The organism is Thalassospira sp., assembly GCF_030690045.1.
In the GTDB taxonomy this organism is placed as follows: Bacteria; Pseudomonadota; Alphaproteobacteria; order Rhodospirillales; family Thalassospiraceae; genus Thalassospira.
In genome coordinates this window covers 1-21,120 of record NZ_JAUYHK010000021.1, presented here as the reverse complement: position 1 = coordinate 21,120, position 21,120 = coordinate 1, and the positions used below count along the sequence as shown (strand labels likewise).

At 53.5% G+C, this 21,120-nt stretch carries 19 protein-coding genes, 1 tRNA gene, 1 rRNA gene and 1 pseudogene; 4 read left to right on the top strand and 18 right to left on the bottom strand.

Annotation, left to right across the window (positions count from 1 at the left end; translation table 11 throughout):
• Positions 1 to 55: 55 nt before the first annotated feature.
• Together Q8O73_RS17460 and Q8O73_RS17455 are read left to right on the top strand one after the other, a co-directional pair.
• Positions 56 to 394, top strand: a complete 339-nt coding sequence (locus Q8O73_RS17460; RefSeq protein WP_305559480.1) for an antibiotic biosynthesis monooxygenase — start codon at positions 56 to 58, stop codon at positions 392 to 394.
• Positions 391 to 702: pseudogene (locus Q8O73_RS17455) on the top strand (MFS transporter); the annotation flags it as partial. The gene Q8O73_RS17460 and the pseudogene Q8O73_RS17455, both read left to right, overlap by 4 nt.
• On the opposite strand, the gene Q8O73_RS17450 reads toward Q8O73_RS17455, so the two are convergent.
• From Q8O73_RS17450 to Q8O73_RS17415, 9 genes are all read right to left on the bottom strand, one after another.
• Complete coding sequence (locus Q8O73_RS17450) at positions 673 to 1,368, bottom strand: response regulator (RefSeq protein WP_305559479.1); 696 nt, start codon at positions 1,366 to 1,368, stop codon at positions 673 to 675. The pseudogene Q8O73_RS17455 and the gene Q8O73_RS17450 overlap by 30 nt on opposite strands.
• Before the next feature lies 1 nt (position 1,369).
• Entirely contained in the window at positions 1,370 to 4,099 is a 2,730-nt protein-coding gene (locus Q8O73_RS17445) for a sensor histidine kinase KdpD (RefSeq protein ID WP_305559478.1), read from the bottom strand.
• 208 nt (positions 4,100 to 4,307) lie between these two features.
• Positions 4,308 to 4,874: a potassium-transporting ATPase subunit KdpC gene (kdpC, locus tag Q8O73_RS17440; RefSeq protein WP_305559477.1), complete on the bottom strand. Its 567-nt coding sequence runs from the start codon at positions 4,872 to 4,874 to the stop codon at positions 4,308 to 4,310.
• Positions 4,875 to 4,887: 13 nt separating this feature from the next.
• Positions 4,888 to 6,921, bottom strand: a complete 2,034-nt coding sequence (gene kdpB, locus Q8O73_RS17435; protein ID WP_305559476.1) for a potassium-transporting ATPase subunit KdpB — start codon at positions 6,919 to 6,921, stop codon at positions 4,888 to 4,890.
• A gap of 17 nt (positions 6,922 to 6,938) precedes the next feature.
• Positions 6,939 to 8,648: a potassium-transporting ATPase subunit KdpA gene (gene kdpA, locus Q8O73_RS17430; RefSeq protein ID WP_305559475.1), complete on the bottom strand. Its 1,710-nt coding sequence runs from the start codon at positions 8,646 to 8,648 to the stop codon at positions 6,939 to 6,941.
• Between the two features lie 13 nt (positions 8,649 to 8,661).
• Positions 8,662 to 8,748, bottom strand: coding sequence for a K(+)-transporting ATPase subunit F (kdpF, locus tag Q8O73_RS20165; protein WP_371135110.1), 87 nt, complete (start codon positions 8,746 to 8,748; stop codon positions 8,662 to 8,664).
• Between the two features lie 365 nt (positions 8,749 to 9,113).
• The gene (locus Q8O73_RS17425) at positions 9,114 to 9,719 is read right to left on the bottom strand and encodes a response regulator (protein ID WP_305559474.1); all 606 of its coding nucleotides are present in this window, start codon (positions 9,717 to 9,719) and stop codon (positions 9,114 to 9,116) included.
• 43 nt (positions 9,720 to 9,762) lie between these two features.
• On the bottom strand, positions 9,763 to 10,989 hold the full coding sequence (locus Q8O73_RS17420; protein ID WP_305559473.1) for a response regulator: 1,227 nt from the start codon (positions 10,987 to 10,989) through the stop codon (positions 9,763 to 9,765).
• A gap of 197 nt (positions 10,990 to 11,186) precedes the next feature.
• Entirely contained in the window at positions 11,187 to 12,299 is a 1,113-nt protein-coding gene (locus tag Q8O73_RS17415) for an EAL domain-containing protein (RefSeq protein WP_305559472.1), read from the bottom strand.
• A gap of 360 nt (positions 12,300 to 12,659) precedes the next feature.
• On the opposite strand from Q8O73_RS17415, the gene Q8O73_RS17410 reads away from it, so the two are divergent.
• On the top strand, positions 12,660 to 13,775 hold the full coding sequence (locus tag Q8O73_RS17410) for a substrate-binding domain-containing protein (protein ID WP_305559471.1): 1,116 nt from the start codon (positions 12,660 to 12,662) through the stop codon (positions 13,773 to 13,775).
• Positions 13,772 to 15,361, top strand: a complete 1,590-nt coding sequence (locus Q8O73_RS17405) for a sensor histidine kinase (RefSeq protein WP_305559470.1) — start codon at positions 13,772 to 13,774, stop codon at positions 15,359 to 15,361. Before Q8O73_RS17410 ends, Q8O73_RS17405 begins: the two co-directional genes overlap by 4 nt.
• A 477-nt stretch (positions 15,362 to 15,838) precedes the next feature.
• On the opposite strand, the gene Q8O73_RS17400 is transcribed toward Q8O73_RS17405, so the two are convergent.
• The 9 genes from Q8O73_RS17400 to rrf form a co-directional block, all read right to left on the bottom strand.
• Positions 15,839 to 16,111, bottom strand: coding sequence for a hypothetical protein (locus Q8O73_RS17400; protein WP_305559469.1), 273 nt, complete (start codon positions 16,109 to 16,111; stop codon positions 15,839 to 15,841).
• A complete protein-coding gene (locus Q8O73_RS17395; protein WP_305559772.1) occupies positions 16,111 to 16,731 on the bottom strand; it encodes a division plane positioning ATPase MipZ in 621 nt (206 codons plus the stop codon). The genes Q8O73_RS17400 and Q8O73_RS17395 overlap by 1 nt, the downstream gene beginning before the upstream one ends.
• 58 nt (positions 16,732 to 16,789) lie before the next feature.
• Positions 16,790 to 17,215, bottom strand: coding sequence for a ProQ/FINO family protein (locus Q8O73_RS17390; RefSeq protein WP_305559468.1), 426 nt, complete (start codon positions 17,213 to 17,215; stop codon positions 16,790 to 16,792).
• Between the two features lie 263 nt (positions 17,216 to 17,478).
• The gene (locus tag Q8O73_RS17385) at positions 17,479 to 17,898 is read right to left on the bottom strand and encodes a thermonuclease family protein (protein WP_305559467.1); all 420 of its coding nucleotides are present in this window, start codon (positions 17,896 to 17,898) and stop codon (positions 17,479 to 17,481) included.
• 197 nt (positions 17,899 to 18,095) lie between these two features.
• A complete protein-coding gene (locus Q8O73_RS17380; RefSeq protein ID WP_305559466.1) occupies positions 18,096 to 18,857 on the bottom strand; it encodes a SprT-like domain-containing protein in 762 nt (253 codons plus the stop codon).
• A complete protein-coding gene (locus Q8O73_RS17375; protein WP_305559465.1) occupies positions 18,854 to 19,405 on the bottom strand; it encodes a hypothetical protein in 552 nt (183 codons plus the stop codon). Before Q8O73_RS17375 ends, Q8O73_RS17380 begins: the two co-directional genes overlap by 4 nt.
• Positions 19,398 to 20,486: a helix-turn-helix domain-containing protein gene (locus tag Q8O73_RS17370; RefSeq protein WP_305559464.1), complete on the bottom strand. Its 1,089-nt coding sequence runs from the start codon at positions 20,484 to 20,486 to the stop codon at positions 19,398 to 19,400. The genes Q8O73_RS17375 and Q8O73_RS17370 overlap by 8 nt, the downstream gene beginning before the upstream one ends.
• A gap of 288 nt (positions 20,487 to 20,774) precedes the next feature.
• A tRNA-Met gene (locus Q8O73_RS17365) sits at positions 20,775 to 20,851 on the bottom strand.
• A gap of 117 nt (positions 20,852 to 20,968) precedes the next feature.
• A 5S ribosomal RNA gene (gene rrf / locus Q8O73_RS17360) occupies positions 20,969 to 21,083 on the bottom strand.
• Between the last annotated feature and the right edge of the window lie 37 nt (positions 21,084 to 21,120).

Genomic DNA, 21,120 nt, shown 5'->3' with positions numbered 1-21,120 from the left:
TTTCCGTAACAAGCCGTCCGCTATCCCTTGGTTTTCCGAAACCAAGGAGACGAACATGATCCCCGCATTCACCATACAGCCCACCCGAACGACCTTCATCGTCAACGTGATCCACGTTCACCCCGGCAAGCAGGAGGAAGCGTTTCGACTGATCCAGGATGTCGTCCATTATGTCGCCGAGCGGAAGCCCGGATTCCTGTGGAGTAACCTCGCCAAGAGCACCGATGGGCTGACCGTCGTGAATATCGAGGCAATCTCCGATCCAGGCGATGTCGAAATTTTCTTCTCCGATCCAGTGTTCCTCGAAAAGTTCCACAAACTCGACACGGTCTCGTCCAGCGAGTTTCACACCTACACTGTTGGTGATCTTGTGCTGCCGAAGGCCCCGGTGTGACGGCCCGGATCGACAGGCTGCCAGTCGCGGGGCTATCCGCACTGGCGGTTGCCGGCTTCGTCACGATCCTGACGGAGGCTTTGCCCGCTGGTCTGCTCCCGCAGATCGGGGCATCGCTGGGGGTGAGCGAGGCGATGGCCGGACAATGGATCAGCATCTATGCCTTGGGGTCGCTGCTCGCAGCAATCCCCCTGACGGCGACGACGCGAAGCTGGCGCAGACGACCGCTCCTGCTTGGCGCCGTCACCGGTTTCGCCATCGCCAATCTGATCACGGCCCTACTCTTCAATACGCAGGAATCGATAACCAACACCGGGTTCATTTTCGATATAGGTCGGGTTAAGCGGATCATCTCCAAGTTTCTGGCGCAGATGGCCGATATAGATACGCAGATAATGCGTTTCACTTTCCTGGGCGGGCCCCCAGATTTCGCGTAAAATCTGTTGATGGGTCACAATCCGGCCCGCGTTACGCGCCAAAAGGGTCAGTAACGCAAACTCCTTTTTTGTGAGTTTCAGTTCGTTATCGCCCTTGAAAATCCTGTGCGCGGCCAGGTCGATCTTCAGATCACCCGAAACAATCTCGCTACTGGTTGGATCATCCGATTTGCGGCCACGCAAGATAGCCCGCACACGTGCGATCAATTCGGCAATGCCGAACGGCTTGGTCACGTAATCGTTTGCACCGCGGTCCAGCGCATTCACCTTCTCTTCTTCATTGGCGCGCACGGAAAGCACGATAATCGGAACCTCGCTCCATTCCCGGATTTTCGCCAAAACTTCCTGCCCGTCCAGATCGGGCAATCCAAGATCAAGAATGACAAGATGCGGTGCCTCAAGGGCGCATTTCTCGATGCCGGACTGGCCGTTTTCAGCCTCGATCACTTCATAGCCTTGCGCGCCAAGACTGATCCGCAGGAATTTGCGAATTTGCGGTTCGTCATCAATGATCAACACCCTCGCTTGATCGCTCACATCAGCTTCCTTCCGCTCTGCCATCCTGCAAATCCTCATCATCCTCTGCGACACTCGGCATCACGGTTATCGGCAGGGTTATTGCAATGGTTGTTCCTTGTCCCTGCGGGCCATCAAGCGCCACGATCTGTCCTCCGTGCGCCTCGATAAAACCACGGCAAATCGACAACCCAAGCCCCGTCCCCGCCACCTGACTGTCGCCCGCCCGTACGCGGTAGAAAACGTCAAAGACGGCTTCGCGCGCTTCGACAGGAATGCCAACGCCATCATCTGATATTTCTATCACCACCCGGTCGCTCCCGGTTTTGGTGCGGATCGTGATCACGCCATCTGACGCCGTGTGTTTTACCGCATTGTCGAGAATGTTGAACAATACCTGTTCAATCAGAACCGGATCGACATGGATCGGGGCCAGATCTGGCGAAATTTGGACCTCGACAGACCGCATTCCGGCAAACTTTCCGGCATGCTTGACCGCCCGACCGATGATCTCGGCCAGATCCGACCATTCTTTTTTGGGTTGTAGCGCACCATAGCCAAGCCGGGTCATATCCAGCAGATTCTGGACAAACCGGTTCAACCGTTCGCTTTCTTCCAGAATGGTCTGGGTCAGTTGTTGTCGGTCCTCGCTGCCCATCAAGTCATCATAGCTTGTCAGAGTTGTTGCCGATCCGATGATCGAAACCAGTGGCGTGCGCAAATCATGGGAAATAGAGGACAAAAGTGCTGCGCGGAGTTGCTCCGTCTCGGTTAACAGGCGGGCTTCTTCGATGTCGGTTGCCAGCCGGGTCCGTTCAACCGCCACAGCAACCTGATCGACAAGCGCCTCAAGAAGGCGACGCTGGGACGGCCCCAGCGCCCTTGCGTCTGCCTTGAACCGGACACCGACAACGCCAAACGGCCCCTGCTGCGTATTCATTGGCATAAACAGCCATTCCGCTGTCGGCAGCGTTTCGGATCTCCAACCGGCCGGTTTGGAATGCTCCCACGCCCATTCGGCTGCCCCCCAATCCTTCAAACCCAACTGGTCATCTGGCGGGTAGGCTGCGGTAATTTCCAGCGATCCGTTCGTGCCCGGTTGCAAGACCATCGACTGGCAATCGAGTGTCGCGGCAACATGATGCACGGCTGCCCACAAAACATCGTCAAGCGAAACCGCCGCCGCAATCTTGCGACTGAAATCATAAAGATTGGCCGTGCGTTTGCCGCTGGTTTTCATCGCATCGACCTGCAAGCGCAGACGTCCTGCCAGATTGCCGACAATGACCGAGACAATCAGGAAAAACACGATGGTAATCAGCTGTTCCTGATGGAACACCGACAGGGTGTAATAGGGCACCGTAAAGAAGAAATTATAGGATATGAAAGCAAGAAAACTGGCCGCAATCGACGGCCACATGCCGCAACGGATCGCAGTTAGCAACACCGCCAGCAGATAAATCAGCGACAGGTTGCCAAGTGGCACATACCGGTCGGCAAACAAGGCCGCAACGGTTGCTGTCGTAACACTACCAAAAACCCACGAAAAGCTACGAGATCGCCAACTTCCACGCTCGAACGGATTGTCCGAGATCAGCGAACGCTTTTTCTCGTCTGCATCCGCGGCAATGACGGTAACGTCAAAGCCTTCGGCATTCTCAAGCAGCCTGCGCGCCACATTCTCGCGCAACAATCCGGACCAGCGTCTTCGCCTTGGCCGCCCGATCAGAAGGCGCGTAACATTGCGTTTGGACGCCAATGCAGAAATCTCTTTCGCCAAATGGGCTTCTGCCTGAAGCGTGACAATTTCCGCACCCAGCTGCTCCGCCAGACGCAGAGCTTCGGCAATGTCATCCTTTTCGGCATTCGACATCCGGTCGTCACGCGGTGTTTCCACATGCAAAGCGATCCAGGGCACACGCTGGCGTTCTGCCATCCGCTTGGCTGTGCGAACCAGTTTCTTGGCCACCGGACTTTCATTGAGGCACACCATCAGGCGGTCCTGTGTCGGCCATGGACCGCTGACCGCGTGGGTACGCATATATTCCAGCATCTGCGCATCAATGCGTTCCGCGGCAATGCGCATCGCCAGTTCGCGAAGCGCGGTCAGATTTCCCTTGCTGAAAAAATGCCGAAGCGCACGTCCGACCTGATCGATGACATAGACCTTGCCATCGCGCAATCTTTGCAAAAGATCGTCGGGTGGCAGGTCGATCAGTTCAATTTCATTGGCTTTTTCAAGGAAACTGTCCGGCAGGGTTTCGCGTACGCGAACACGTGAAATCCGTGCAACAATATCGTTCAGACTTTCAAGATGCTGGATATTCAGCGTCGTATAGACATCGATCCCGGCATCAAGCAGTTCATCGATATCCTGATAACGCTTTTCGTGGCGACTTCCCGTCACATTGGTGTGCGCCAGTTCGTCAACAAGGGCGATTTCCGGCTTGCGCCAGATGATCGCATCAATATCCATTTCCCCAAAGACACGGCCCCGATGCAAAAGCCTCTTGCGCGGCAATGCTTCAAGACCGCGCAAGAGGTTTTCGGTTTCCACGCGCCCGTGGGTTTCGACGATGCCGACAATGACATCCCGCCCCTCCTTCCGCCGCTCCTGCGCGGCCTGAAGCATGGCATAAGTCTTTCCGACGCCGGGATAGGCGCCCAGAAATATCTTGAGCTTGCCCCGATCATCTCTGCGGGTCTGTTCCAGCAGGGCTTCGGGGGATGGACGATCCTCTTCGTCGGTCATGTCAGGTCGATCAAAGCCTTTCGTATTTATCCTGTCATATCAGAACCATCGGCGGATCGCGCGGATAAATCGCCGATAGACTGACAGCACTGTGTTACGGAGCCAGACAGCACGCATTTCCTCGGCCTCGCGCAGCAGCTTTCTTTGCCGGGCACCGGACTGTCCAAAGACAGCCCGGTACCCTGTATTTTTGGAATGGCCCATCGGATCAGGACGACATTTCGTCCAAAGCCAGATTCAATATCAGCACATTGACCCGCGGCTCCCCGATCAGGCCAAAGGTCCTGTCTTCAATATGGGCGGCAACCAGTTCCTCGAGATCATTGAGTGGAATGTTTCTGGCTCTCGCCACCCTTTCCATCTGGAAGCGGGCGCTTTCCGGCGAGATATCCGGGTCAAGACCGCTGCCCGACGCCGTCAGCAAATCTATCGGCACCGGGCGATTACCGTTTTCCGCTGACAGGTCAAGGGCACGGGCCTTGATCCCGCTTACCAGTTCCTGGCTGGTCGCCCCAAGATTGGAACCACCGGAATTGTCCCCCTCATAACCGTCACCGGCATAGGAAGGGCGCGGATGGAAATAGCGATCGCTTTCAAATTTCTGGCCGATCAGACGCGAACCAACCACGACACCATCCTTTTCAATCAGGCTGCCATTGGCTTCCTCGGCAAACAGTCCCTGACCGATCCCGGTCATTGCCAACGGATAGGCAACCCCGGTTATCACTGTCATCACTGCGGCCATACCAATGGCCGGACGTAACAAGTTCAACATGACAAATTCTCCGTTAAACCAGACCGACGGCATTGATCAGAAGGTCGATGACCTTGATGCCGACAAAGGGAACGATCAGGCCACCAAGGCCATAGATCAGAAGGTTCCGACGCAACAGAGCCGCCGCACTGCCCGGCACAAACCGCACCCCGCGCAGTGCCAGCGGGATCAGCGCGATAATGATCAGGGCGTTGAAGATCACCGCCGAAAGGATCGCACTTTGCGGGCTGGCAAGCCCCATGATGTTCAGCGCACCAAGTTGCGGATAGGTGGCGATGAACAGGGCGGGCAGGATCGCAAAATATTTGGCGACATCGTTGGCGATTGAAAATGTCGTCAATGCGCCCCTGCTGATCAGCAACTGTTTGCCGACCTGAACGATCTCGATCAGCTTGGTCGGATCACTATCAAGATCGACAAGGTTTCCGGCTTCCCGTGCTGCCTGGGTGCCGTCATTCATTGCCACCCCGACATCGGCCTGTGCCAGTGCTGGTGCATCGTTCGACCCGTCACCACACATGGCGACAAGACGCCCGCCTTCCTGTTGCTGACGGATCAGTTCCAGTTTCTTCTCCGGTGTTGCCTCGGCCAGAAAATCATCGACACCGGCTTCCGCCGCAATCGCTGCGGCTGTCAGCGGGTTATCGCCAGTGATCATCACTGTGCGAATACCCATTGCCCGCAATTCGGCAAAACGTTCGCGAATTCCCGGCTTGATGATGTCTTTCAGGTGAATGACACCCATGATTTTGCGGTTCTTCGCCACGACAAGCGGGGTGCCGCCGGTTTTGGCAATACCGTCAACAATCCGGCCAAGTTCTGCAACGACAGGTCCGGCTTCGGCATAGGCGCGCATTGCATCACCTGCCCCCTTGCGATATTCATCATCGCCAATATCCGCCCCGCTCATACGGGTTTCGGCACTAAAGGCAATGGCCCTGGCAAGTTTTGATTTATCGCCATGAAAATCGAAAAGTTTTGCCGCCAGTTCAACAATCGATTTTCCTTCCGGCGTCTCGTCGACCAGCGACGCAATTGCTGCGGCTTCGGCCAGTTCACGATCACTGATCCCCTTTAGCGGAACAAACGCGTCCGCCATGCGGTTGCCAAAGGTAATCGTCCCGGTTTTATCAAGCAGCAACGTATCCACATCGCCTGCGGCCTCAACCGCACGACCCGACTTTGCAATCACATTAGCCCGGACCAAACGATCCATACCGGCAATCCCGATGGCCGATAGCAGACCGCCGATTGTCGTCGGGATCAGGGTAACCAGCAACGCAATCAGAAACGCCATCGGGATCGACGTCCCCGAAAACAGGGCAAAGGGTTCAAGGGTTACGACAACGATCAGGAAGATGATCGACATGCCGACCAGCAGGATATTGAGCGCGATCTCGTTTGGTGTTTTCTGACGCTGCGCGCCTTCGACCATCGCGATCATGCGATCAAGGAAACTTTCGCCCGGCTTGGCGGTGACACGGACTTTAAGCCAGTCCGACACAATCCGCGTCCCGCCGGTGACCGCCGACCGATCCCCGCCACTTTCGCGGATGACCGGGGCCGATTCCCCGGTAATCGCAGATTCATCGACCGAGGCAATCCCTTCGACAATCTCGCCATCGACCGGGATAACATCACCCGCCTCAACCAGCACAAAGTCACCGGGTGAAAGGCGGCTGCTTGCGACCATTTCAACGGCGGTCTTTTCCCCGTTGCGCAGCTTTTTTGCCTGGGTTTCCTTGTTGGTTGATCGCAGGCTGTCGGCCCGTGCCTTGCCGCGTCCTTCGGCAACTGCCTCGGCAAAGTTGGCAAACAGGACGGTAAACCACAGCCAGAGCGTAATCTGCATCAGGGTGGACAGATCCGGCCCGCCCGTCATGCCGGTATGGATGCTGATGACAGTTGCCATCACCGCACCGGTCTCAACCATGAACATCACCGGATTGCGGATCATGATCCTCGGATCAAGCTTGCGAAACGCCGCGATACTGGCGGTCCGGACAAGCGCCCCGTCCAGCAGACGGGTATTTTCTGTTTTCTTCATTTTCTGTACTCCTCCGGTCAATAGACGGTTCCGGCCAGCATTGCGAAATGCTCCGCAATCGGGCCGAGTGCCAGTGCCGGGAAGAAAGTGAGACCACCGACAATCAGAATGACGGCAATCAGAAGGGCAACGAAAAGCGGACCGTGGGTCGGGAAGGTCCCACCCGAAACGGGAACGACATTCTTCGCCCCGAGGGAACCGGCAATCGCCAGGATCGGAATGATAAACCCATAGCGCCCCAGCAGCATCGCAATGCCCTGCAAGGTGGTATGGAACGGTATTCCGGCCCCGAACCCGGCAAAGGCCGAGCCGTTATTGCCCGTCGCCGAGCTATAGGCATACAGGATTTCCGAAAGCCCGTGCGGACCGGCATCCTGCACCGCCGTCAGGGCGACCGGAACGGTGGCCGCCAAGGCCCCGAAGACCAGAATGCCGATTGGCATGGTCAGGATGGCGAGAACCGCCAGCTTGATCTCACGGGCTTCGATCTTCTTGCCAAGATATTCCGGCGTTCGCCCGACCATAAGTCCGGCAATAAAGACCGTCAGAACAACAAACAGCAACATGCCGTAGAAACCGGCACCGACACCGCCATAAACGATCTCGCCAAGCTGCATGTTCAACATCGCGACCATACCGCCAAGCGGTGTCATGCTGTCATGCATGGCATTGACCGATCCGTTCGACGCAGCCGTCGTCGCCGTCGCCCACAGGGTGGAATTCAGGATACCAAATCGGGTTTCCTTGCCTTCCATATTGCCCGGATCGGCGATAATCGAACTGTTATTGGCAAGCAACGCATTGCCTGCCTTTTCAGCACTATAGGTTGCGGCAAAACCGGCAACAAACAGCACGGCCATCACGGCGAAAATCGCAATTCCCTGGCGCTTGTCATTGACCATCCTGCCAAACAGGAAGCAGAAGGCGGCGGGAATCAGCAGCAGATAAACCATCTGAAGCAGATTGCTGAGCGGTGTCGGGTTTTCGTAGGGATGCGACGAGTTGACGTTAAAGAAACCGCCACCATTGGTGCCAAGCTGTTTGATCGCAATCTGCGATGCGGCCGGTCCCTGCGCCAGAACCTGCTTTGTACCCTCAAGCGTGGTTGCATCGACATAGGAATTCAGGTTCTGCGGAACCCCCTGCGACATCAGGAAAATTGCCGCCACAATCGACAGCGGCAACAGAATGTAAAGAACCCCGCGCGTCATATCGACGTGGAAATTGCCAAGATCACGAATTTTGCGACCGGCAAACCCGCGGATCACGGCAACGCCAACCGCCATGCCCGTCGATGCACTGACAAAGTTCTGCATGGTCAGGCCAACCATCTGGCTGAAATAGGACAATGTGGTTTCGCCGCCATAGGCTTGCCAGTTGGTGTTGGTCACGAAACTGATTGCTGTGTTAAAGGCAAGGTCGGACGACATCGGCGGCAATCCAGCCGGATTCCACGGCAGAAGATGCTGCAAACGCAGAATGGCAAACAGCAAAACCCATCCGGCTGCGTTGAAGGCCAGAAGGGTCACGGCATAGCGCGACCAATGTTGCGATGCCTGCGCGTCGATGCCGCAGATGCGATAAATGACTTTCTCAACCGGTTTGAAAACGGGGGACAGCAAAACCGCCTGTCCGCTGTAAACCCGGTACATATACCCGCCCAGCAACGGGGCGCACGCCAGCAGGATCGCGCAATAAAGCACGAACTGGCCGAGATCGGTTGTCATCGGGAACTCCGTCCTAGAATTTTTCGGCCCGGATCAGGGCGTAAAACAGGTAGATAATCAGCGCAGCTGATACCGCACCGCCAAGGATGTAACTGATCATGGAACCTCCTAAATCCGCGCGCAGCCGCGTACCGCAAGCCCGCACATGGCAAAGGCACCCAATGCCAGAACGGCATAGATCAGATCGAACATGGGATACTCCTGTAGTGTTCGCATCAACCGCTACAGGCTAGGAGGGAGGACCGTAAAAATGCGATGGCAGAAACGTGTCCTGAACCGATGCCAAGCATAAAAAATGCGTAAAAATAGCAGCATAAGCGAGGGAAGAATTTGTCTTAGTTACCGCTAGAAATTCCAAAAATATACAGAACATCTATGGATCAGTGGCAGGTGCATTTTGAAGGTTAAAGTGATTTCACCGAGACGATTGCGATCTGGTGGCAGATAATCTGATCTCATTCGCAATTAATGTGATTTGAGCGATGGTGATAAAATCACACAAGCGGGGCCCAAAAAACGCGATGAGTGCGAGTTTGGCCATGGATGAGTGCAATTCTCTACACATGAACAGAGGTACTGAAGTTCCGGTGCAATCCGGTCACACCATCTCTTGATCTTCATCGTCCGACCAAAGATTGCTGGATTCATTTGTGCCATAACATCTGTCAACACCTTGACGCTGCCAGCCAATATTTCTTCAATCAGGCTCTTTTCGGCCGTAACCAGTCGGTACTGACGTAACGCATCGTTCAGCCCCTGCTCGAGAAGGTCGCTATCGTAGGGCTTGGAAAAGAAGCGAAATATTCGGCCTTTATTGATTGCATCAATCGCCGTTGCCTGATCCGCATTGCCGGTGAGCATGATGCGAACCGTTTCCGGACTGATCTGCTGTACTTTTTCCAACAATTGGAGGCCATCCATATTGGGCATGCGCATGTCGGCTACACATACGGCAATCTCTTGTTCCTTTAACAGATCAAGCGCGTGTTTACCGCCAACCGATGTCAGAAGATCAAATTTTCCGCGCAATTGACGCCTGATTGCCATCAGCAGGTTGTCGTCATCAAACAAAGAGAATGTTCCGCTTCGCTATGAGAGGCATCTCCGTAAGTTTCTAATGATCCATCCGCTCATAACTTTTCAGGACGGTGGCGACGATATCACGCCAGACAGGTATGCGATCAACTTTACCGATACGCGTCAAATATGGGATATCAATTTTGGTCTCGATATCACCCTCAACATCATAGCCTTGTTTGGCAACTTCCCGCGAGAGAAGCTGGGCCGCATATATGGCTGTCAATCCGGTCATGTCATTGTGCGGAAAATCAAACGGACGATGATGATAGGTAACGGTTTGGACAACCTGCTCCGGGAAGCCCCAAAGCCCCAGAAGGTAGGCTCCGATTTCCGGATGCGCGGCACCGAACTGTTGCTGCTCCGCCTCAATAATCGTGATCTTTTCCCGTTCAATGAGGGCAACAGCTTCTTCCATTTGCTTCGAATAATTCAGATACAGCACGAGACTGCCAACATGACTAAGCATCCCGATTGCCGGCAAAATTTGACATGTCGATTTATCAAGCTTCTCTTTCTCCGCGATCAATGCCGCAGAAACCCCTATTTGCTGAGACCTTTGGCAAAGATTCTTGATTTGAAGGTTCGTTCCGATCGAACCTTCAAAAGTCCTGAATATTCCAACAAAGAGAGCAAGCGACTTCAAGGTTTCAGTACCAATCATGCGCACAGCGTGAGAAATAGTTGTCACTTTTGCAGGTAACGAAAAGTAAGCCGAATTGGTCAATTTCAGCACTTCCGCGGTCAACGCAATGTCAGACGAAACGATTGCCGTGATACGCTCCTGGCCGACCCTCGGATCTTCAAGGGCCTGAACGAGCCGGGTGTAAGTATCGGGAGGAGATGCCAAAGCTTCAATGTTTCCAATCAGCATACGGAGCTTGGGAGTCGTCAAAATCTTGCGCAACTCAAGCGTATGCTGAATTGTCTCTATCAGTAATTCGTCGTCACAGGGTTTGGCGAGATATTGATGCGCTGGGCCAACTGTCCGCAAAATAGCTTCATCTTCTGAAAAACCCGAGAGGATAATACGTGCAGCATCCGGAATATACTTTCGCACATGACCAAGAAGCTCAGCCCCATCCATGCCCGGCATTCTCATGTCTGTGACAACAACGTCAAAAGAGTTTTGTTCGCAAAGAGCAAGTGCCTCAGCACCGCTGGCAGCAAATGATGTCGTCCATGAGGGGCAGGCGGCACGAAGGCGACGGCGTAATCCATTCAGAACATTGGTGTTGTCATCAACGAAAAGAACTTTATTCATCGCTACCTCCGCCAGCCAAAATTCATATACATAACACTTAGAGTTGTTTCGCTCTCTTGGGAAGCATAGGAACCGAATTTTCATGCGACACGTACTGGAGCGTCACATCAACTGATGGCACCTTGCCAAACACCAACGAAAGAGCATTCGGAGGATAAGTGTGTATTGGCGAGAATAGTTCTTTTCTGGTTTTTCTTTCAATTTATCGACGGCAAGGGTCCCGGATGCCCAAAAAAATATCCCTGCAGTTCATCGACACCTATATGTTGAAGGAACGTTGCAGCATCCAGCGTTTCTACCCCTTCTGCGATGACAGTCATACCAAGCTGGTGAGCGGCGTGAGTGACCCACTCGACAAAAGAGCTGTCGATTGTATTGTGATCATCAAGACGGGCGATCAATGATTTGTCGAGCTTCAGTCCGGAAAAATGCCCCTTCCGCAACAATGACATCGAATTGTTGCCCGCACCAAAATCATCGATGAATACCGGATAACCCGCAGCGCGCAAACGGGGTAGATTCTTCTGAAATTCCGCAGTGAATGCAAGATTGCTCTGCTCAGTGATTTCGAACTCTATCTTTGGCAAATTCCGACAGGTAGACAGGAAATCCAGCAAGCTATTCACAAAATTGCTATCAGAAATCGAATGCGGCGACAGATTGACCGAGATTGGTACCGCACCAAATCTGGAGCCGATCACATCCCGATGGTGGATAATAAAATCCAAGACTTTAAAGGTTAGAGCCCCGATCACCGGATGATCTTCTGCCCCCGTAATGATCTCTTCGAGCGTAAAGGTATTTTGCAACTCGGGAAACCGACTCAGTGCCTCTATACCGATCACACCGAAGTTTTGGGCATCAACACGGGATTGAAAGACGACCGTATGATCTTCTTTTAGTGCGGTTCGCATTCTTTCAATCATCAAGCGGGACGGCCTAACCTCGCCATTCTCGTCAGACACTATATCGCGAACAATATTCAAAATAGCATGCGCCGGAATAGGTTTTACCAGAACACGCGTGATACCGGCTTTATTGATTGCCTCCCTCAATGCCGTCTCCGTAAGACTGCCGGAGAGAAGTATGCGCGGCGTATCGGGAGATACGGATCTGGCCTCCGCCAAAAACTCCACCCCGTTCAATCCCGGCATCATCATGTCGGAAATAATAGCATCGAACTGGTCAGGAGACTGCCGAAGCAATTTGAGGGCTTCATGCGGATCACTGCAGGTTTTCAGGATACATTGGGTACGCAGCATGCGCCGAACAGAAGCCAGAAGAGCCTCCTCATCATCGACAAAAAGCACGCAAGGATAGTTCCTTGACGACAAAAGAGATTCCCCAATTATCTCCATTGCGCAGCTCCTCCCCCTGATTGAGACCACATAAGATAGTTTATCATATGGGGTACGGGCTTTTATATTGCTATCATCCGATAAACTTTCGTCCCTTCGGTACTCCATTCAGCTTTCACCCTAGGGTTACATTGTTGTACTGCGTGGAAATATCGCCCCTCTTCTTTCGCGTTATATTTTTCCACTTTCAGCCATTGATACCCAAAAGGGTAGTTATTATATATACTAAAGGATATATCGACCTTTGTCGTTGAAATTGTCAACGAAAGAACGGTGAGTTTAACCGTTCCCAATTATGCTCGGGAGGATGCAATGCGCACAATCAACCAGTCTTCCATGTTATGGATCGCATTGATGTGTTTTTTGGCTGTACCTGTTCCTGCATTGTCGACCGAGAACGAGCTGTCACTCGAAGAAATGCAGATGCGGGTAGCAGAAGCCAGCAATCCCAATCCTCCCTGGACAGGACCGACAACAGGTGCCATTGCTCAGAAGGGTAAACGCATCGCAGTTATTGCGGAGGATCTAAGGAATGGTGGCATTCTCGGGGTCGCACAAGGCGTAGCTGAAGCAGCAAAAATTCTGGAGTGGCCACTTAAGATCTTTGATGCCGGTGGAACCCCAAAAGGACGGGTTGAAGCGATACAAAAAGTGTTATCCGGTGCATTTGACGGTTTGATTTTGATCGGCTCCGATGCAGAGGCACTCCGACCACAGCTTTCCAATTTCTCCCGACAAAACATACCAATCGTTGGCTGGCATGTCGGTCCCGAAGCTGGCGTTATGACAAACTCACCTGTCTCGGTGAATGTGTCGACAGATCCACTGGAAGTAGCGAAGATCACGGCAATGGCTGCTGTTATCCAGTCGCAGGGAAAGGCCGGTGTTGTCATTTTCACTGATTCAAACTTCGAGATTGCCATATCCAAAGCCAATGCCATGGCCGAAGTCATCAAAGCCTGCCACCAATGTTCTTTACTGGAAATCCGGGATGTTGCGATATCGGACAGTCATTCCCTAATGGCCGGGACTACACAGGATCTATTATTGAAGTATGGTCAGGATTGGACTTACGCTCTGGCAATCAACGATATCTATTTCGACTACATGATGCCGGAGCTGATTAAACAGGGCACGAATGCTCAGGATATCAATTTACTTTCGGCGGGTGACGGCAGTGCTGCGGCTTTTCAGCGCATCTTCGCGCAAAGCTTTCAGGTGGGTACCGTCGCCGAACCGTTGAATCTGCATGGCTGGCAACTGGTTGATGAGCTCAATCGTCTCTTTGCGGGTGACAATATCGATGGCCACGTGGTGCCTGTGCATCTGGTAACGCCGGAGAACGTGAGCTTCGATGGCGGACAGGAGTTCATCTTTGATCCCGACAATGGTTACCGGGACATTTATCTAGGGATTTGGATGCCTTGAAGTTTGTTCGTGTTTCATGGCCCAAAAGCCTGAAAGGGCAATTCAATCTTGCTTTGGCAGGATTGACTCTCCTGATCCTCGCAATCGGTTTCATTGGCATACGGTCCCTCGACGAAACCGTAAATGCATCCGGTCAATTAAGTGAAGAGCGCCTCGCACATATGGAGGACGCGCAGACCTTGGTGCGTACGGCTCTACTGATTGAGAAAGAAGCCCGGATGATGCAGATGGCTCCCGCTTTTTCAGAAATGCGGAACCACTACAACCAGATTCTTGTTCATCTTGACGAGATGGACGACCTCGTCAGCAATTTGGGGCAGGCTGGCACCAATGTCTCTGTTCTGGCATTCCAACACACAGCACAGCTGTTTAGAGGAACCGTTCACATACTCGCCAAGCTGCACGATCAGGCCTTGAATAGCGATATTGAGGAAAGCCAGAACCGGGCTTTGACGACCAAATTAGGTCTTTTCAATCAAAACCTGGCTCAGCAAGGGCAAGAGCTTCTGGCTGCTTCAGAAGCCCTTTCTGATGATTTCACCTCTGACTATCGCCAATCTGTGCAGCAATTGACTCAAAAAGCGGAACAACGGCGTATTCAGGTTCTGGCTCTGCTGGCTATTTCTCTGGTCGTAGCGTGGTTTATATCCACCCGTTTCCTGGGGAAAGTTGTCATATCCCGCCTTCAGAAGGTGAGTCATCATCTACGCAGAGGCGGAGAAGACATATCAATAGACTCTCGCGTGCCAGTCAGCGGTGACGACGAAATCGGCGAAATGGCCCGTGCTGTCGAGCAATATATGAGTGAACGCCAACAATTGGCAAAGATTCAGCAAGAAGCCGCCCATACGGCTCGCTTCGTCGCTGTTGGACAGTTGGCCGCGGGCATCGCGCATGAAATCAATACGCCTGCGCAATATATTGGTGACAATCTGCAGTTCATTCGAACTGTTGCCGAAAACATGGCAAAAGACCCGGCATGTGCTCCCTGGCAGGAAGATTTGGCAGAAGTTGACGCTGCCATCTCTGAGTCTCGCGAAGGCATAAAACATATTTCCGATATTGTTTCTTCTATGAAGGAGTTTTCCCATCCCGGGGTTACCGACAGAATTGAAGCAGACATAAACCGGGCTTTGGAAAATGCGCTAACAGTATCTCAGAACCAGTGGAAACATGTTGCAACGCTTGAGAAAAATTTTGATCCAAACTTGCCCCATCTTCTGTGCGATATTGGCAAATTAAATCAGGTCTTTCTCAATCTGATTGTAAATGCAGCCCATGCTATCGAGAAATCGGGAAAGCCTTATCCGGGCAAGATTTTTGTTACGACGGCACAAAGCACAGTCTCTATTGAAGTACGGATATCAGACACGGGCACCGGAATAGATAAAGAGCTATGTGAACGTATTTTCGATCCTTTCTTCACGACCAAAGAACCAGGAAAAGGAACCGGACAAGGTTTGGCTATTTGCCAGGATATAGTCGTCCAAAAGCACGGTGGCACCATTGATGTCATCGGCAATGAAGGCGAAGGGGCAGAGTTTATTATCCGGTTGCCAATCCTATCGCCCAACAACCCTCTCTAATAGCGACTTCCCGCAAAAAGTGTCAGCGTTACCTGCGAAGCCGAAGGCTCCATGACGTAAGTTCGGCTTTCTGTTACCACAAGATCGACTTCCGAAAAGGAGTGGAAGATTCACATGCTAACGGAATTTATCTGTAAGATGGCCGTTCACGCATGGTATCTCGCGAGACTTACTGGGGACGGTTCCGGCTGGGGGCGAAATGACACTCTAAGGAACGTGACGGTTACAGTCCAGACAGCTTACCCATTAACGGTCCGCGTGAGACCAGAGTATTTTTCCATCCCCCCTCCAGATAGATATCGTTCAATCACGCGCTAACCGGCAAAATTTTACCGATTATATATGAAATAAACGTGTGCATAAGATATCACGATGAACCCAAAATTGCATGCGATCAATAAAACACGCGACACAGAAAATACATTTTTAAAATACTTTATCTGTACCTTAAAAATTTTCCATTCATGCCCCTGATCGTTACAGGTCTTTCGCTTTCTCCATAATCGCCCAGCGAATAAAATTGTTCTTCGGCCTGCCCGATTTCGCGGCGGCCTTTTCGAGAACTTCCCATTCGGCCTGATTGAAGGTCACATTGATCGATTTGAAGTTTCGTTTCTCGCTTGCAGGCAGCTTGGGGCGACCCCTTTCTGCGGGCGGGGCAACATCATCAACCCGGCTGGCAAAATCCTCGATCTTCTGCGGATCGACCTGTGGGGTTTCTGCATTTTTCGGGTCGCGTCGTTTAACCATTAAAATATCCTTTGCATCAAAGCATTGATCTCCGAAGCCGCTTTCGGATTATCCATTTCAACCACCCCGCGCCCTTCCGGCAAGGCATCGCGGTAAACCTTGCGCTCGCAAATCACCTCGCCAAGCAGGGCAATCTCGGGAAAGTCCGACAGATATTCCCGGGCTTCTTCCCGCTCCCGAATCACCGGGTTGGTCGGCACCATCGTCATCAGGCCATGAACTTCAAGCCCCGGATTAAAATCCCGTGCTTCGATGATGATCTTCTCAAGGTCGGCCAGCGTGTCCAGGTCGGCATTTGACGGCTTGAACGGCACAATCAGCTTGTGCGCAGCCGTCATGCCGGTGCGAAGTTCCCGGCTGTCCTTGCCTGCGGCATCGACAATGACATGTTCATAACGATTGTTCAGATCGATCAGGGTATCGCGGATATTGTCGTATTTCTGGATGCAATGAACCTTGGGCAGATCGGGGTTCTCATCCCGGTCCGCCACCCATTTGGCCGACGTGCTTTGACGGTCTGCATCTACCAGCACGACATCTTTTCCCTGCCTTGCGAGCGCGGCACACACATTGACCGCCGTTGTCGATTTTCCACATCCGCCCTTGCGGCTTCCAAACATGACAATCACAGCATTTCTCCTGTCTTTAATCAATCTATAACCGGCACCGAAAATGTATTTATTTCGCACCGGATTTGTGCGGAATGGTGAGAATGGCCCGAACCGGTTTTGCCGGTTCATCCACAGGTGCGACCGGCGGCGCATCCCGGGCCGGTGCCACTCTTTTTTGCTGCATCTTTGCAAACCGCCGTTTGACGATCTGGCGGGCATGTTCGCGGTTGTCGTCAGACACCGGCGCATCAACCGAACCATCAAGGCGATAGCGGCTGCTGTCATCGCGCCCCAGGGCCATCAGATAGCCGGTTGCAGCGGTATATCGCCGCAAGGCCAGCTTGAGATCGGCAAGCGTCACCTCCGGCTTTGCCAGATCGCAAAAAAGGTCATGCGCCCCGATCTGGAACGGCTTTATCCTGTCGTTGGATGTCACCGGCAGGATCGCTATCTTGTCGCGCAGCAAGGCTTGCAGCTCTTTGGCGGCATTCAACTCAAACGGCCTTGCTGTAACCGCGCGCCCTGCCGACCAAAGATTGCTGCCAGATTTCCTGTCTTCAACCAAACTCGCCTCCGCTCCTGTGTGTTCAAACATCCTTCAAAACGGTATTTACCAGGCACCATATTTATATATTATATATATTTATAATATATTTTTTCTGTGCCTTTAATATACTGATACTTTCACATCCCGCAAGCATATTTTATATGTTGATAATGTATTTTTTCTGTACTGATTAAATCCTGTTACTTTCGTCATTCCGGTGCCCCGCACCAGCCCTCGCGCTTGCCGCCGTCATAGGCGCGAGCCAGACCTTCGCCAATCATCAGGTCATGCAACCAGCCCCCACCAATCGCCACCGATGCAACGACACGACCGCCATAACGGCCCCATTGCGGATCGCAGAACAGGATGGGGGTGCCAGATTGAACGGCTTGATCCAGAAGATCCCGAACGCGATCCCGCGCCTGAATGGCCCGGCTTTTTTCCGCGTCACACGTCCCCCGAATCTCCGGGGTGTCGATCCCGGCGACCCGCACAGACATATCGGCTATCGATGCGGGCAGGCCCGGCATCCGGATATAGATGGTATCGCCATCATAGGCATAACCGCCCCTGCTTTCGCGCAAGGGCCATGCATGGCATTCGGCGGCATGGCTGGTTCCGGCACCCAAGAAAATTGATGCGGCAACGCATGCAGAAAAAATACTGATAATATATTTATCAGATATTTTTTTGATATTTTTTCTGTGCTTTTTATATACTAGTTTTCGTGATGTAGCGGATTGTCCATCCCCCATCCGGAAAAAGGAATGACGGATCAGAACCGGCAGGATTTTGCCGGTTTGGCACTGGATGTTTTCTGCTTTGGTCATGCTGTGTCCTCCATCCCGACAGGTTTGAATGCGACACCGCCACAGGCCTCTTCCCCGCAATTGAGTTTGAGGTCGGGCTTGCCCCAGACCTGCGCCGAACAGGACGGGCAGCGATATTTGACGCGGTTGGATTTGTTTTCTGTCGTGACGGGATGAATGGCCGCCAGCGCCTGTTTGCGCGACGGGTCGCCGGGATCGGCTGCTTGCGGCTCTATGGGTGGGAAACGGTCAAACCATGACAGGGTATATTCCGTCGTCAACAGATCCGCACACGCCAGATCAAACAGCCCGTTGTCGATGATAAAATGCGTCATCTGCTCGCCAACGCGCCTGCCGCCCGGTTGCCCGGTATTGCTCGGCATCAATCCGATCTGCTCCATGAAGTTTGCCCATTCGTGGTTATGGTATCCACGCCGCCCGGGCTTGCCGAAATGCCATTGCCACTGATGCGCCATTTCGTGAACAAGGGTGGACAAGGTGTCGCGAATTGATCTCGCAACAAAATAGGCCGGATTCATGGCGATCTCGTCGGTCAGTTCGCCGGTTTCCCCGCACACAAACCGTTCATGGGAATAATAGCCATAGCTGCGCTTGTACCGCTGAAGGGTGATCAGGCAGGGCGGCAATCGGTGATCGAAGATCGCCCTGTTGAAATGATCGAATGCCGCCTGAAGTTCGGCATAGGTTTCGACTGTCGGCGTCGGGGCCGGGGTCAGGGTCGCAGCCGGGGCCGGAATATTTGCCGGATGCAGGGTCATTTCGCCCCCCGCAAAGCTGGCAGAAAGCGCACGGCCCGATCCATAAACTGCGCTTCGGCCTTTTGGGGCGACCAGGGAAGCATATAATCGCAATAGGCTTCAATGCCCGGCGGCGGGGTGAATGAGACAATCGACCGGTCCACCGTATCGCGGTATTCCGTCACCTTCAGCCGCAGATCAATTTCCTTGATCGTCGCCTCAATCCGCACCGGACAAGGCCAGCCCAAACCGGCGGCGGCGGTATATTTGCGGCGCACGGGTTGCACGATCTCTGCGTCAAACACCTGCCAGATGCCAAGGGCCCGCATCCGATGCTTGACCGGCGTAATCAGATCGCCGGTTTCATCCTCCTCAATGTCGTGCAGCAGGATATGGCCCTTGACCGCCAGCGGGGCATGGTCGCAGGCATCGACCAGATGCTGTGCCACGGTGACATCGGATGCACCGTTCCAGCGGCGCAGACGTGACAGGGCCCGTGCCTTGGCCTGAAACAGGGCCATCCGGTCGGGAAGGGTTTGGGAAAAATCAGAAGGCATGACCTCAAGCATGGCCGCTCTCCTGCTGTTCAAGCGCCCGCAGGCTATGCCGCACGGTATCGCGCAACCTTGCCGCCTTGAGCATCGAATACAGATATCCGGCAGGATCGCGAACACCCTGCCGGTCCGCCGCCACAACAACAGCGGCAAGGGCCGCCCAACCGTGTTTTTCAACACCGACACGCCAGACGGCAGGCCTCAGCTTGACCTGATGGGTGATGATCCAGCGGACGGCCGACACAACGGCCTCAATCGAGGCCGAAGACGGCTCCGGCCCGACCAGATCGCACAGTTCGGCAGCACTGAGCTGTTTTTGCAGGGTGGGGGACGCCTGAACCATCAGGAACAGGATCTCGCTATCCACATCGATCCCGGAAACCGGCCCGGTAACCCGATTGATCGATCTCTGCCCCGGGGTTGCTTGCGAAGCCCCGCTTTGTACAAGGTTCGTAGAACCGGGATTTAACTTGTAGGATTTACGGTGGACAGAACTGTCCGCCTCCCCGGACTCTTTGTGTTCATTGGCACTGCCCTGCTCTCTTGCCTGCTGTTCTGCAAGGCGGGCCAGATCGTCTCTCTCCGCCCGGGCCTGCTCGCGAGTGGCTTCAATCTTTTGCTCAAGGAAGATTTCCGCCTGACGCAAATCATGCAGCCGTGCGGCCACTGGTCGCAGATCGATCCCCGCCCCGCCATCGGCGCGGCGATTGGTGCAACTGTAGCGCCGGACAATCCAGTGATTGGCTTCAAGTTGACACAGGGCACGCCGGACAGACCGCTCATTCTTGCCGGTCATCTCCGCCAGACGGCGGTTGCCGGGCCAGACGGTCAATCGTCCGGTGCGCCAGGCCCGTTCATCATAGACATGCTCGATCAGAATGATCAGCAAGCGGACGGACAAATCCGTCATACAGGGGGAAAGTTGGGACACAGCACGGGATACAAGACCGACGACGGATGCCGTCGTCACCTCTGTTGTGCCGGTAAAGCTGTCGGCCAGTGACAGGAGTTCCGGATAGCTGTCTGTCCGGTCTGCAAGTCCCCGGGGCACCGGTGCAGCATTTGGAATGCTGCCGATAGATTCGGTCGTCGTCATTCATGTTCGGCGAAGGCATAAAATCACGCTTTTCCAGCGCATTTGCGCTTGACAAAGCGGTCCCGTCACCTAAACTGGACCCATATTTCAGCTGGGCAGTTCAAGCCTTTCAAAGACCCGTTGGTTGCAGCCGACGGGTTTTTTGCTGTTTATAAGCTATTGAAATCTTTGGGAAAATATTACCTCGTAAGTGCCGCTCCCTCGTTAGGGGCGACGCCTGCGAACATTTTTCTCTTGTCGGTTGAATCCCCGGAGTCTATATCTAAGACATCCAGGGAAGAGAAAGAATGGTTGCGGGGGCAGGATTTGAACCTGCGGCCTTCAGGTTATGAGCCTGACGAGCTACCGGGCTGCTCCACCCCGCGTCAAGGAAGGTTTGTCCTGGGTATCTGGTGTTTACCAAAGACGAACGCCACTCTTTGCGGGAGCGGCGTTGATGTTTGTCTTGAACAGGGAATAAGGATTGATGCTGTGTTTTGAAGGCCCGGCGGTGCCCTACTCTCCCGTGCCTTAAGACAAAGTACCATCGGCGCAGGCAGGTTTCACTTCTGAGTTCGGGATGGGATCAGGTGGTTCCCGGCCGCTATGGCCACCGGGCCGTCGAAACACAGCATGAGAACGGAGTGTGATTTTG

Coding starts and splice junctions, on each gene's coding strand:
- Q8O73_RS17460 (WP_305559480.1), top strand. CDS start 56: ATGATCCCCGCATTCACCATACAGCCCACCCGAACGACCTTCATCGTC.
- Q8O73_RS17445 (WP_305559478.1), bottom strand. CDS start 4,099: ATGACCGACGAAGAGGATCGTCCATCCCCCGAAGCCCTGCTGGAACAG.
- kdpC (WP_305559477.1), bottom strand. CDS start 4,874: ATGTTGAACTTGTTACGTCCGGCCATTGGTATGGCCGCAGTGATGACA.
- kdpB (WP_305559476.1), bottom strand. CDS start 6,921: ATGAAGAAAACAGAAAATACCCGTCTGCTGGACGGGGCGCTTGTCCGG.
- kdpA (WP_305559475.1), bottom strand. CDS start 8,648: ATGACAACCGATCTCGGCCAGTTCGTGCTTTATTGCGCGATCCTGCTG.
- kdpF (WP_371135110.1), bottom strand. CDS start 8,748: ATGATCAGTTACATCCTTGGCGGTGCGGTATCAGCTGCGCTGATTATC.
- Q8O73_RS17420 (WP_305559473.1), bottom strand. CDS start 10,989: ATGAATAAAGTTCTTTTCGTTGATGACAACACCAATGTTCTGAATGGA.
- Q8O73_RS17410 (WP_305559471.1), top strand. CDS start 12,660: ATGCGCACAATCAACCAGTCTTCCATGTTATGGATCGCATTGATGTGT.
- Q8O73_RS17400 (WP_305559469.1), bottom strand. CDS start 16,111: ATGGTTAAACGACGCGACCCGAAAAATGCAGAAACCCCACAGGTCGAT.
- Q8O73_RS17395 (WP_305559772.1), bottom strand. CDS start 16,731: ATGTTTGGAAGCCGCAAGGGCGGATGTGGAAAATCGACAACGGCGGTC.
- Q8O73_RS17380 (WP_305559466.1), bottom strand. CDS start 18,857: ATGACCCTGCATCCGGCAAATATTCCGGCCCCGGCTGCGACCCTGACC.
- Q8O73_RS17375 (WP_305559465.1), bottom strand. CDS start 19,405: ATGCTTGAGGTCATGCCTTCTGATTTTTCCCAAACCCTTCCCGACCGG.
- Q8O73_RS17370 (WP_305559464.1), bottom strand. CDS start 20,486: ATGACGACGACCGAATCTATCGGCAGCATTCCAAATGCTGCACCGGTG.